This is a genomic window from Streptomyces sp. NPDC020362, from assembly GCF_040642095.1.
Lineage (GTDB): Bacteria > Actinomycetota > Actinomycetes > Streptomycetales > Streptomycetaceae > Streptomyces.
In genome coordinates this window covers 19,368-32,174 of record NZ_JBFAET010000100.1, presented here as the reverse complement: position 1 = coordinate 32,174, position 12,807 = coordinate 19,368, and the positions used below count along the sequence as shown (strand labels likewise).

General features: G+C 70.9%; 9 protein-coding genes. 2 read left to right on the top strand and 7 right to left on the bottom strand.

Translation table 11 applies throughout. The features are described from left to right. Positions 1-93: 93 nt before the first annotated feature. The 6 genes from serA to AB0H32_RS29090 all read right to left on the bottom strand — a co-directional run bounded on the left by serA (position 94) and on the right by AB0H32_RS29090 (position 10,227). On the bottom strand, positions 94-1,683 hold the full coding sequence (serA, locus tag AB0H32_RS29115) for a phosphoglycerate dehydrogenase (protein ID WP_361126221.1): 1,590 nt from the start codon (positions 1,681-1,683) through the stop codon (positions 94-96). 284 nt (positions 1,684-1,967) lie between these two features. Further along, entirely contained in the window at positions 1,968-2,966 is a 999-nt protein-coding gene (gene ilvC / locus AB0H32_RS29110; RefSeq protein WP_361126218.1) for a ketol-acid reductoisomerase, read from the bottom strand. A gap of 124 nt (positions 2,967-3,090) precedes the next feature. Continuing rightward, positions 3,091-3,615 (bottom strand): acetolactate synthase small subunit, encoded by a 525-nt coding sequence (gene ilvN, locus AB0H32_RS29105; protein ID WP_225823059.1) that lies wholly within the window; start codon positions 3,613-3,615, stop codon positions 3,091-3,093. Between the two features lie 30 nt (positions 3,616-3,645). Further along, positions 3,646-5,493 carry an acetolactate synthase large subunit gene (locus tag AB0H32_RS29100; RefSeq protein WP_361126215.1) on the bottom strand — a complete coding sequence of 616 codons (1,848 nt, stop codon included), beginning with the start codon at positions 5,491-5,493 and terminating at the stop codon, positions 3,646-3,648. Between the two features lie 396 nt (positions 5,494-5,889). Then, entirely contained in the window at positions 5,890-8,880 is a 2,991-nt protein-coding gene (locus AB0H32_RS29095; protein ID WP_361126212.1) for an EAL domain-containing protein, read from the bottom strand. Positions 8,881-9,252: 372 nt separating this feature from the next. Continuing rightward, positions 9,253-10,227 (bottom strand): 2-hydroxyacid dehydrogenase, encoded by a 975-nt coding sequence (locus tag AB0H32_RS29090; RefSeq protein WP_361126209.1) that lies wholly within the window; start codon positions 10,225-10,227, stop codon positions 9,253-9,255. Between the two features lie 86 nt (positions 10,228-10,313). On the opposite strand from AB0H32_RS29090, the gene AB0H32_RS29085 reads away from it, so the two are divergent. Then, positions 10,314-11,312, top strand: coding sequence for an aldo/keto reductase (locus AB0H32_RS29085; protein ID WP_361126206.1), 999 nt, complete (start codon positions 10,314-10,316; stop codon positions 11,310-11,312). 119 nt (positions 11,313-11,431) lie between these two features. Then, entirely contained in the window at positions 11,432-12,565 is a 1,134-nt protein-coding gene (locus AB0H32_RS29080) for a PQQ-dependent sugar dehydrogenase (RefSeq protein WP_361126226.1), read from the top strand. Between the two features lie 22 nt (positions 12,566-12,587). Here AB0H32_RS29080 and AB0H32_RS29075 read toward each other — a convergent pair whose 3' ends face one another. Next, on the bottom strand, positions 12,588-12,785 hold the full coding sequence (locus AB0H32_RS29075; RefSeq protein WP_361126203.1) for a DUF6191 domain-containing protein: 198 nt from the start codon (positions 12,783-12,785) through the stop codon (positions 12,588-12,590). Positions 12,786-12,807 lie beyond the last annotated feature (22 nt).

Here is a 12,807-nt window from a genome sequence, read left to right as displayed (position 1 = left end):
GCCACGTGTCTCGGCCCGTCCGGCGTTCGAGGACGAGGACGCCGGGCCGAAGCAGGGGGTCTGGGGGGCGACGCGCCCCCCAGGCCGGCAACCTCAGACCAGGTTCACGGAACGGGCCGACGTCGCCCCGATCTCCGACGCGACCTCGGCCAGAACCGTGGAGCCCACCGTGTCGTCGACGGTCAGCACGGCCAGCGCCTCCCCACCGGCGGCCGCGCGAGCGACCTGCATGCCGGCGATGTTGATGCCCGCCTCGCCGAGGATGCGGCCGACGGTGCCGACGACACCCGGCCGGTCCTCGTAGCGCAGGACGACCATGTGGTCGGCGAGCGCGAGATCGACGTCGTAGTCGCCGACGGCCACGATCTTCTGGACGTTCTTCGGGCCGGCCAGCGTGCCGGAGACCGACACCTCCTCGCCGCCCGAGAGCGTGCCGCGCACGGTCACCACGTTGCGGTGGTCGGCGGACTCGGAGCTGGTGGTCAGACGCACCTCGACGCCCCGCTCCTGCGCGAACAGCGGCGCGTTGACGTACGACACGGTCTCGTCGACGACGTCCTCGAAGACACCCTTGAGCGCGGACAGCTCCAGCACCTTCACGTCGTGCTGGGTGATCTCGCCGTAGACCTCGACGTCCAGGCGGACGGCGACCTCACCGGCGAGCGCGGTGAAGATGCGGCCGAGCCGCTCGGCCAGCGGCAGACCGGGCTTGACGTCCTCGGCGATGACACCGCCCTGGACGTTCACCGCGTCCGGCACCAGCTCACCGGCGAGCGCGAGGCGCACCGACCTGGCGACGGCGATGCCCGCCTTCTCCTGCGCCTCGTCCGTGGAGGCGCCGAGGTGCGGGGTACAGACGACCTGGTCGAGCTCGAAGAGCGGGGAGTCCGTGCAGGGCTCCTTGGCGTACACGTCGAGACCGGCGCCGGCGACCCGGCCCTCCTTCAGCGCCGCGTACAGCGCCGCCTCGTCGACGATGCCGCCGCGGGCCGCGTTGACGATGCGCACGCTCGGCTTGACCTTGCGCAGCGCCTCGTCGCCGATCAGGCCGAGGGTCTCGGGGGTCTTGGGCAGGTGGACGGTGATGAAGTCGGAGACCTCCAGCAGCTCGTCCAGGGACAGCACCTTCACGCCCATCTGCGCGGCCCGCGCGGGCTGCACATAGGGGTCGTAGGCGACGACCTTCATGCCGAAGGCGGACATGCGCTGCGCGACGAGGGCACCGATGCGGCCCAGGCCCACGACACCGAGCGTCTTCTCGGCCAGCTCGACACCGGTGTACTTGCTGCGCTTCCACTCGCCGTTCTTCAGCGCGGCATTGGCCTGCGAGATGTTGCGGGCGGTGGAGACGAGCAGGCCGCAGGCCAGCTCGGCGGCCGTGACGATGTTGGAGGTCGGGGCGTTGACGACCATCACGCCGGCCTTGGTGGCGGCGGAGACGTCGACGTTGTCCAGGCCGACGCCGGCTCGCGCGACGACCTTGAGCTTCTTGGCGGCGGCGACGGCCTCCGCGTCGACCTTGGTGGCGGAGCGGATCAGGATCGCGTCGACGTCGGCGATGGCGGGGAGCAGTTCGGCGCGGTCGGCTCCGTTGCAGTGCCGGATCTCGAAGTCCGGCCCAAGCGCGTCGACGGTGGCGGGCGACAGCTCTTCAGCGATGAGTACGACGGGTTTCGAGCTCACGTGAGTCCTCACAAGTCCAATGCGGACGGCCGTCCCGACGGCCGCTGGCGGTGGAGGGGTGCTAGCCGCGTGGAAGACGCACGACGCTGTGGGCCTGACGCGTATGTTGTGCAGCAGTGTAGTGGCGCCGCGGTCGTCGTTTTGCGCCGCTGCGGAAGTATCACCCGTCCGGGGCTGGACGGGTTGGACAACGCCTGCGAGTCGTCCTTGACCCGGCGCCGCCCAGGGTGGGAAACGCTGGAAAGGGGGCCGGAGCAGCGTGCCCCGACCCCCTGACATGAGGCTTACGCCTCCTCGTTCACCCAGCTCATCAGCTTGCGCAGCTGCTTGCCGGTGGTCTCCAGCAGGTGCTCGGCGTCCTGCTGCTTGTACTCGTTGTACTTCTTCAGACCGCCGTGGTACTCGTCCATCCAGGTCTGGGCGAAGGTGCCGTCCTGGATCTCGGTGAGGACCTGCTTCATCTCGGCCTTGGTGGCGTCGGTGATGATGCGCGGGCCGGTGACGTAGTCGCCCCACTCGGCGGTCTCGGAGACGGACCAGCGCATCTTCTCCAGGCCGCCCTCGTACATGAGGTCGACGATCAGCTTCAGCTCGTGGAGGCACTCGAAGTAGGCGATCTCCGGCTGGTAGCCCGCCTCGACCAGGGTCTCGAAGCCGGCCTTGACCAGGGCGGAGGTGCCGCCGCACAGCACGGCCTGCTCGCCGAACAGGTCGGTCTCGGTCTCCTCGGTGAAGGTCGTCTTGATGACACCGGCGCGGGTGCCGCCGATGGCCTTGGCGTACGACAGGGCCAGCGGGAAGGCGCTGCCCGTGGCGTCCTGCTCGACGGCGGCGATCGCCGGGACGCCGCGGCCCTCCTCGTACTGGCGGCGCACCAGGTGGCCCGGGCCCTTGGGGGCGACCAGGGCGACGTCGACGCCGGCCGGGGGCTTGATGAAGCCGAAGCGGATGTTGAAGCCGTGCGCGAAGAACAGCGCGTCGCCGTCCTTCAGGTTCGGCGCGATCGACGCCTCGTAGACCTGGGCCTGGATCGGGTCCGGGATGAGGATCATGATGACGTCGGCCTCGGCGGCGGCCTCGGCCGGGGTCACCACGCGCAGGCCCTGCTCCTCGGCCTTGGCCTTGGACTTGGAGCCCTCGTGCAGACCGACGCGGACGTCGACACCCGAGTCGCGCAGCGACAGGGCGTGGGCGTGGCCCTGGCTGCCGTATCCGATGACCGCGACCTTGCGGCCCTGGATGATCGACAGGTCGGCGTCGGCGTCGTAGAACAGCTCGGCCACTTTGGGTTCTCTCCTTGGTGTGCAGGTTGTGCGTCCCACCGTATGCCGGTGAGGGGACGGGAAGTTTCGGGGTCTCGGCATACGGGCGGCAGAACCGCCCGTATTCAGCCTTACGCGTTCAGCTTTACGCGGTTCGGTCGAGAGCGCGCAGCGAACGGTCCGTGATCGAGCGGGCGCCGCGGCCGATCGCGATCGTGCCGGACTGGACCAGCTCCTTGATGCCGAACGGCTCCAGCATCTTGAGCATGGCGGACAGCTTCTCGTTGGAGCCGGTCGCCTCGATGGTGACGGCCTCCGGGGAGACGTCGACGGTCTTGGCGCGGAACAGCTGGACGATCTCCACGATCTGGGAGCGGGTCTCGTTGTCGGCGCGGACCTTCACCAGGACGAGTTCGCGCTGAACGGCCTGGCCGGGTTCCAGCTCCACGATCTTCAGCACGTTGACGAGCTTGTTGAGCTGCTTGGTGACCTGCTCGAGCGGCAGGTCCTCGACGCCCACCACGATGGTGATGCGGGAGATGTCGGGGTGCTCGGTGACGCCGACCGCGAGCGAGTCGATGTTGAAGCCGCGGCGGGAGAACAGCGCGGCGATCCGGGCGAGGATGCCCGGCGTGTTCTCCACCAGGACGGAGAGCGTGTGCTTGGACATGGTGTTCTGCTCTTCCTTGCCTGTTGAAGGTCAGTCGTCTTCGTTGTCGCCGAAGTCGGGGCGGACGTCCCGGGCGGCCATGATCTCGTCGTTGGAGGTGCCGGCGGCGACCATCGGCCAGACCATCGCGTCCTCGTGGACGATGAAGTCGATGACGACCGGACGGTCGTTGATGGAGTTCGCCTCTTCGATGACCTTGTCGAGGTCCTCGGGGGACTCGCAGCGCAGACCCACGCAGCCCATGGCCTCGGACAGCTTCACGAAGTCCGGGACGCGCGTGCCCCTGGCCTCCGGGTTGATGTCGTCGGGGCCGGAGTGCAGCACGGTGTTGGAGTAGCGCTGGTTGTAGAAGAGGGTCTGCCACTGGCGGACCATCCCGAGGGCGCCGTTGTTGATGATGGCGACCTTGATCGGGATGTTGTTCAGGGCGCAGGTGGTCAGCTCCTGATTGGTCATCTGGAAGCAGCCGTCGCCGTCGATCGCCCAGACCGCGCGGTCCGGCTGCCCGGCCTTGGCGCCCATGGCGGCCGGGACCGCGTAGCCCATCGTCCCGGCACCGCCGGAGTTCAGCCAGGTGGCGGGCTTCTCGTACTGGATGAAGTGCGCGGACCACATCTGGTGCTGGCCGACGCCCGCGGCGAAGATCGTGCCCTGCGGGGCGAGCTGCCCGATGCGCTCGATGACCTGCTGCGGGGACAGGGAGCCGTCCTCGGGCTGGTCGTAGCCGAGCGGGTAGGTCTCGCGCCAGCGGTTGAGGTCGCTCCACCAGGCGGTGTAGTCGCCCTGGTGGCCCTCGCTGTGCTCCTTCTGCACGGCCTGGACCAGGTCGGCGATGACCTCGCGGGCGTCCCCGACGATCGGCACGTCGGCGGCGCGGTTCTTGCCGATCTCGGCCGGGTCGATGTCGGCGTGGACGATCTTGGCGTAGGGGGCGAAGCTGTCCAGCTTGCCGGTGACGCGGTCGTCGAAGCGGGCTCCGAGGGCGACGATCAGGTCGGCCTTCTGCAGCGCGGTGACGGCGGTGACCGCACCGTGCATGCCCGGCATTCCCACGTGCAGCGGGTGGCTGTCGGGGAACGCACCGAGCGCCATCAGGGTGGTGGTGACGGGCGCTCCGGTGAGTTCGGCGAGGACCTTCAGCTCGGCGGTGGCCTGCGCCTTGAGGACGCCGCCGCCGACGTAGAGGACGGGCCGCTTGGCGGTGGTGATGAGCTTGGCCGCCTCGCGGATCTGCTTGGCGTGCGGCTTGGTCACCGGACGGTAGCCGGGCAGGTCCATGACCGGCGGCCAGGAGAAGGTGGTCTTCGCCTGGAGGGCGTCCTTGGCGATGTCGACCAGGACCGGGCCCGGGCGGCCGGTGGAGGCGATGTGGAACGCCTGCGCGATCACCCGCGGGATGTCCTCGGCCTTGGTGACGAGGAAGTTGTGCTTGGTGATCGGCATGGTGATGCCGACGATGTCCGCCTCCTGGAAGGCGTCCGTGCCGATCGACTTCGAGGCGACCTGACCGGTGATCGCGACCAGCGGCACGGAGTCCATGTGCGCGTCGGCGATCGGCGTGACCAGGTTGGTGGCGCCCGGTCCCGAGGTGGCCATGCAGACGCCGACCTTGCCGGTGGCCTGCGCGTAGCCGGTGGCCGCGTGGCCGGCGCCCTGCTCGTGGCGGACCAGCACGTGGCGGACCCGGGTGGAGTCCATCAGCGGGTCGTACGCCGGCAGGATCGCGCCGCCGGGAATGCCGAATACCGTCTCAGCGCCGACCTCCTCGAGGGAGCGGATGAGGGACTTCGCACCCGTGACGTGCTCGACGGGGGCGGACTGCTGTCCTCCGGATCGGGGCCGCGGCTGCGGATGGGCCCCGGTGGCCTGCTCGGTCATCGGCATTCTCTTCTCGATGCTGAGGGTTTTTGCGAGGTTCGGGCGGAGTTCAAGCGCTGCACGAAAGGTGCTCGTGCAACAAAAAACCCCTCGTGCCATAGGGCAAGCGAGGGGAGCGCGCCGGTGAGGTCGCTGGGGATTCCGGATCGTCCTCCGGTGGGTCCCAGCTCAGCCGACGCGCTGTCCAAGTACGAGAATTCGGGTGCGCATGGCACTGACCCTCTCCCCGGCGCGCACCACGTGTCAAGTGGGTGGGACGGGAGTCTCATTATGTGAGCGAAGGGCACTGCCACCTCCCAAGACGGCGGACACCCCTCCGGTGTACACCCTCGCGGCCCTTTCCACAGCTCGTTCACCACCGGGGCGCCACCGGCGGTGTCGAGGCCACGACCGTGCTCAGGCCCTCGGGCCCCTCAGCGCGGCCGCGCTCTCGACGCCGACGCACCCCTGCGGCTCTCTCGCACTGCCCGCGAACGCCGGCTCGGCCGGCGCGTGCGGAACGGGGTAGTGGCCGGATCCGAGGGCCCGGCGCAGCCGGTACTCGTCCAGAGGCCCGGCGAACGCCATCCCCTGCCCGTGGGTGCAGCCCATCGCGCGCAGCGCGACGACCTGCTCGGGCAGGTCCACCCCCTCGGCGACGGACTGGAGCCCGAGATCGCCGGCGATGCGCAGCAGCCCGCTGGTGATCTTGTGCAGCCGTGCGGACTCCACCACGCCCTCGACCAGGCTGCGGTCGAGCTTCAGGACGTCGATGGGGAGCCTCCTGAGGGCCGTGATCGCCGCATGGCCGCTGCCGAAGCCGTCCAGCGCGATCCGCACCCCGAGCCGGCTGAGCGCGGTCATGCGCCGCTCCAGCTCGTCCAGCGATGTCCTCGGGTCGGTGTCGGACAGTTCCAGGACCAGTGCGCCGGGCGGCAGCGCGTGCCGGGTCAGCAGCGCCTCCACGGAGCCGAGCGGCATCGAGCGGTCCAGCAGCCGCCGGGCGCTCAGCCGGACGGCCACCGGCACCACACTTCCGGTCGCGGCCCGTTCGGCGGCCTGCCGCACCGCCTCCTGGAGGATCCAGCGCTCCAGTTCCGCGGTCTTGTCGCCGTCCTCGGTCACCCGCAGGAACTCGGCCGGGGTGAACAGCACCCCCTGGGAGGAGCGCCAGCGGGCCTGCGCGGAGACCGATGCGATCCGGCCGTTCTCCAGACAGACCACCGGCTGGTGCAGCAGCGCGAACTCGCCGTCGTGCAGCGCGGCGCGCAGCCGCGTGGCCAGCTCCGCCTTGCGTACGACGTCCTGCTGCATCTGCGGCTTGTACAGCTCGACGCGGCCCTTGCCTGCCGACTTCGCGCGGTACATCGCGAGGTCGGCGTTGCGCAGCAGCTCGCCCGCGCCCAGGCCCGGCTCGGCGAAGGCGACACCGATGGAGGCGTTGACCCGGACATCGTTGCCGCCGATGGCGTACGGCTGGGAGAGGGTCATCCTGAGGCGGTCGGCGAGCTCCAGGATGTTCCGCTCCCGGGCGGCACGGTCACGGGTGCCGTCCCCGACGATCAGGGCCGCGAACTCGTCGCCGCCGAGGCGGGAGGCGGTGTCCCCCTGCCGGACGGCGTCCTGGAGTCTGCGGGCGGCCTGGACGAGCAGTTCGTCCCCGGCCTGGTGCCCGATCGTGTCGTTGACGGCCTTGAATCCGTCCAGGTCGATGAAGAGCACGGCCGTGCCGCGCAGGGCGGCGCCCCGGTCGGTGGCCCGGCGGCCGGACAGGGCCTGCTGGACGCGCTGGGTGAACAGTGCGCGGTTGGGCAGGTCGGTGAGCGGGTCGTGCTCGGCGTTGTGCTGCAACTGGGCCTGCAGCCGCACCCTTTCGGTGACGTCACGGCTGTTGAAGATCAGGCCGCCGTGGTGCCGGTTGACGGTGGACTCGACGTTGAGCCAGCCGCCGCCACCGGAGCGGAACCGGCACTCGATGCGCGTGGTGGCCTCCTCCAGCGGGTTGGCGGTGAGGAAGCGGCGCACCTCGTGCACCACACAGCCCAGGTCCTCCGGATGGATGAGCGCCGCCAGTTCGGTGCCCACCAGCTCCTCGGCGGGCCGTCCGTAGACCCCGGCGGCGGCCGGGGAGACGTACCGGAGGATGCCGTTGGGCGCGGCGATCATGATGACGTCGCTGGAACCCTGCACCAGGGAGCGGAAGTGGTTCTCCTTCTGCGCCAGCTCCCGGGTGAGGGTGATGTTGTCGAGCAGCATGATGCCCTGGCGCATGACGAGCGCCAGCACGACGGCGCCCGCGGTGATCAGCACGACATGGTCGGGCCGTCGGCCGTTGAGGACGTTGTAGAGGATGCCCAGGGTGCACACGGCGGCGGCGAGGTACGGGGTGAGCGCGGCGAGGGAACCGCTGAGCGGCCCGCCGGCCGGGTAGCGGACGTGGTCGCCCCCGGGTGCGGACGCGACGTGCGGATGGCTCGGACCGCGCTGTCCGGGCACGTGCTCGTGGACCACGCGGGTGTGCCCGTCCGGTACGTGCCGGTCGGCGTCCCGTGATCCCGGGCGCAGCGGGGCGGACCAGGGGGCGTAGGCGAGCAGCAGCGAGCCGGCGAACCAGCCCGCGTCCAGCAGTTGCCCGGAGCGGTAGCTGCTGTGCAGGAGGGGCGAGGTGAACAGCGCGTCGCACATCACGGTGAGTGCCAGCGCTCCGATCGCCGTGTTGACCGCCGTGCGGTTGCCCGGCGTGCGGCGGAAGTGCAGCGCGAGCACCATGCTGACCAGCGCGATGTCGAGCAGCGGGTACGCCAGCGACAGCGCGGTGTGCGCCACGCTCGGCCCGTCGAACCGCGCCGCCTGGGCGAGCGCGAGGCTCCAGGACAGGGTGAGCAGCGAGCCGCCGATCAGCCAGGCGTCCAGCGCCAGGCAGATCCATCCCGCCCGGGTCACCGGCCGCTTGGCGAGGACCAGCAGGCCCACGATGGCGGGGGGCGCGAAGCACAGGAAGAACAGGTCGGCGTAGCTCGGGCTGGGCACGGTCCGCCCCAGGACGACCTCGTACCAGCCCCAGACCGCGTTGCCCAGGGCCGCCATCGCCGAAGAGAGCGCGAACAGCAGCCAGGCCGGACGGAAGCGGACCCGCGGGCTGCGGGCGTAGAGGAAGCAGGAGACGGCGGCGGTACCCGCCGCGGCACTCAGACCGAAGTCGCCCATGATCAGTGCGAGACGGCCCGATCCCCAGTTGAAGGTGGAGCCGACGGCGTAGGCCCCGCAGACCAGGGCGAGGACCAGTTGCTGGACCAGGCGCGATCCGTCGCCGGCGGCCGACAGGCGGGGCGGCAGCGGCGCGTGCGGCGCGCGCACCGCGCCGTCCAGGGCGCCCGTCACGGTCGTCACGGAGGGCGGCGCGTTCACCGGGGCCTCCCGGATCGTGCCGCTCCCGGGTCCCGCGGGTCCCGGTGCGCATTCCTGCGGCGGCCGCCCTGCCTGCGGTGGTGGCTGTGACGGTTCATGTGGTGGTCGCGTCTGCGCGCGGCCGTGCGCCAGGGTCGCCGTCGGCGGCTCCGCCGCGTCGGATCGTTCGTCCATAGGCCGTGCATCGCCCGTCGCCCCCCTCACAAATCTGAAATGTCCATCCCCGGCGCCGATTGCTCGCGGCGCAGCCCCTTCCGGGACGATACACCAGTATCGTCACTCAGGGACATAGCCTCTCTACGCTCCGTGACGACCAGCGGCAATGCCGGTACGGCCCGCATCCGAAAGGTTGCGGAGGGTGCCGGAAGCGGACTACGCCCCGTTCTCTCCCGGCATGTGCGCCGCGTCCTCTCCCGTCGTAAGGATCACGTTCCGCAGGGGTTCGTGGTTCACGAAGCGGTTCACCTGGTCGGCGAGCAGGCGCTTGGCGCGCGGCAGGAAAGCCGAGGTGGGGCCGCCCACATGCGGGCTGATCAGCACGCCGGGCGCGTGCCACAGGGGATGCCCCGGCGGCAGCGGCTCGGGGTCCGTCACGTCCAGCGCCGCGGTGATGCGGCCGCTCTCCAGCTCGGCGAGCAGCGCCTTGGTGTCGACCACGGGTCCGCGGGCGACGTTGACGAGCAGTGCACCGTCCTTCATCCGCCCCAGGAAACCCGCGTTCACCAGGCCCTTGGTCTCCTCCGTCAAGGGCGTGCACAGAATCACGACATCGGCGTCCGGAAGCAGAGAGGGCAAATCGGTGAGCGGGTGCACGGGACCGCGCGCCGTAGTGCGCCTAGAGCGCGCGACGCGCGCCACCCGCGCAAGTTCAAAAGGCGTGAGCCGGTCCTCGACGGCCGCCCCGATGGAGCCGTAGCCGACGATGAGGACGGTCTTGTCGGCGAGCGCCGGGCGGAACCCGCCGAGCCACTCGCCCCGGTCCTGGGCCCGTACGAAGTCGGGGATGCCACGCAGAGAGGCGAGGATCAGCGTCAGGGTCAGCTCGGCGGTGCTCGCCTCGTGGACCCCGCGCGCGTTGCACAGCCGGACCCCCGGGCGCAGGTACTTCAGGCCCGGCTGCACATGGTCGATGCCGGCCGACATGGTCTGCACGACCTGGACCGCGCTCATGCCCGGCAGCGGGCGCACACCCACGCCGGGCGGCTTCATGTACGGCACGGCGTAGAAGGCGCAGTCACCCGGGTCGCCGGGGAACTCCTCGGCCCCGTCCCAGAACAGGTACCGGGGCCCCTCGGGAAGCCCCTCGATCGCCTGCGGCGCGATGGGAAGCCATATGTCTGCGGTCATGACAGGAGGCTATGTCAGAGGCCATGTCGGGGGGACTGCACGCAGAGGTTAGGTTGGGGGCTCAGGAGAGGGAGGTTCACGAGCAGGTGGAGCGCAGGACGATCGGTGCGGGGGGACTCGCGGTGGGGGCCGTCGGACTCGGGTGCATGCCGATGAGCTGGGCGTACAGCGGTTCGCGGCAGCGGGGCGACGAGTCGCTCAGAGCCGTGCACCGGGCGCTGGACCTGGGCTCGACCCTCCTGGACACGGCGGACATGTACGGCCCGTTCACCAACGAGCTGCTGCTGGGGCGGGTGCTGAAGGAGCGGCGCGCCGAAGCCTTCGTGTCGACCAAGGTGGGCCTGCTCGTGGGCGAGCAGCACGTCGTGGCCAACGGGCGCCCGGGATATGTGAAGCGGGCCTGCGACGCCTCGCTGCGGCGCCTGCAGACGGACGTGATCGACCTCTACCAGCTGCACCGCGCCGACCCCGAGGTCCCGATCGAGGAGACCTGGGGCGCGATGGCCGAGCTGGTGCGCGCCGGGAAGGTGCGGGCGCTCGGGCTGTGCGCGGTGGGGGCGCGGGGCGGCCGTCGCTCCGGGAACCGCATGCACGACACCACGCTGCGCCAGCTGCAGCGGGTGCAGCAGGTCTTCCCGGTGAGTGCGGTGCAGGCCGAGCTGTCGGTGTGGTCGCCGGAGGCCCTGGAAGACCTGCTGCCGTGGTGCGAGGCCCGGGGCGTGGGTTTCCTGGCGGCGATGCCCCTGGGGAACGGCTTCCTGACCGGCACGCTCATACCGGGCGAGGGGTTCGAACCCGACGACCTGCGCGCTCGCCACCCCCGCTTCACGGCCGAGATGATGGCCGCCAATCAGCCGATCGTCGCTGGCCTTCGGCGGGTGGCCCGCCGCCACGGAGAGGAGGTCAGCGCCGCCCAGGTGGCTCTGGCGTGGGTTCTCGCCCAGGGCAGGCATGTCGTCCCGGTGCCCGGTACCAAGCAGTACCGGTGGGCGACCCAGAACGCGGACGCGGTGGATGTGCGGCTGACTCCCGAGGACCTGACGGCGCTGGGCCGGCTGCCGCCCGCGCAGGGTTCGTGGAACTGACACCCGCAATCGCGTTCGGGCCGCATGACCGGGAACCCCGGACAGGGCGGGCGGAGTATGGGAAAGAGAGGCTGCGGGAACCACCGCGTCGAAGGGACCTGATCGTGCAACGTCGAGCTGTGGCGGCCGTGCTGGCCGCGACCGCGCTCCTGCTGACGGCCGGATGCTCCTCGGGCGCAGGAGGGGCACCGGCCGGCGGCGGGACGACGGCATCCGGCTCCGTCCCCTCCGCGCGGGCCGGCGAATCGGCCGCGCCGGCCAAGGGGGCGGTCACGGTGCTGCGCACGGTGACCGAGGGCCTGAAGACACCGTGGGGCCTGGCCGCCCTGCCGGGCGGCGACCTGCTGGTCTCCTCCCGTGACGAGGGCACGATCACCCGGATCGACACGGCGACGGGCAGGAAGACCGAGCTGGGCAAGGTCTCCGGAGTCGCCCCGGCCGGCGAGGGCGGGCTGCTGGGCATCGCTCTGTCGCCCGGCTACGCCGCCGACCACATGATCTACGCCTACTTCACCTCCGCGTCGGACAACCGCATCGTCCGGATGCTGTACGACGAGCACAAGCCGGCGGGTGAGCAACTGGGCGCCCCCGACACGATTTTCAAGGGCATCCCCAAGGGGAACATCCACAACGGCGGCCGTATCGCCTTCGGCCCGGACGGGATGCTCTACGCCGGCACGGGCGAGAGCGGCGAGCGGGGCCTGGCCCAGGACAGGAAGTCCCTGGGCGGCAAGATCCTGCGGATGACCCCGGAGGGCGAGCCGGCCCCCGGCAATCCGTTCCCCGGCTCAGCGGTGTACTCCTACGGCCACCGGAACGTGCAGGGCCTGGCCTGGGACAGCCGGCAGCGCCTGTTCGCCTCCGAGTTCGGCCAGGACACCTGGGACGAGCTGAACGCGATCGTGCCGGGCGGCAACTACGGCTGGCCGCGGGCGGAGGGCAGGTCCTCCGACCCGGCCCTGCGCAACCCGATCGCCCAGTGGCACACCGACGACGCCTCCCCCAGCGGCATCGCCTACGTCGACGGCGTGATCTGGATGGCGGGCCTGAAGGGCCGGCGCCTGTGGCGCATCCCCCTGCAGGGCACCAGGGCCGCGGCGGCCCCTCAGTCCTTCCTCGACGGCGAGTACGGCCGCCTGCGCACGGTGGCCGCGGCGGGCGGCGGCAAGGTGTGGCTGGTCACGAGCAACACGGACGGCCGGGGCACGCCGAAGAAGGGGGACGACCGGGTGCTGGAGGCGGAGGTGAAGTAGCCACCCGCGCCGGATCCGTGGCTCACTCGTCATCCGCGGGTTCCGCCTCGGCGGACGGCCGCTCGGGCGGGCGTACGACGACCTTTCCCGAGGCGAGATCTATGGGCCCCCGGCCGGGGTCGGCGTCCCCGACGTCCTCCCGGGTCAGCTCCAGGCGCTTCTGCTCGTCGTGGGTGTGCTTGCGGCCGGGCGCGAACAGTTCCTCGAAAGCGTTGAACACAGCCCCTCCCCATGCCGGGTTT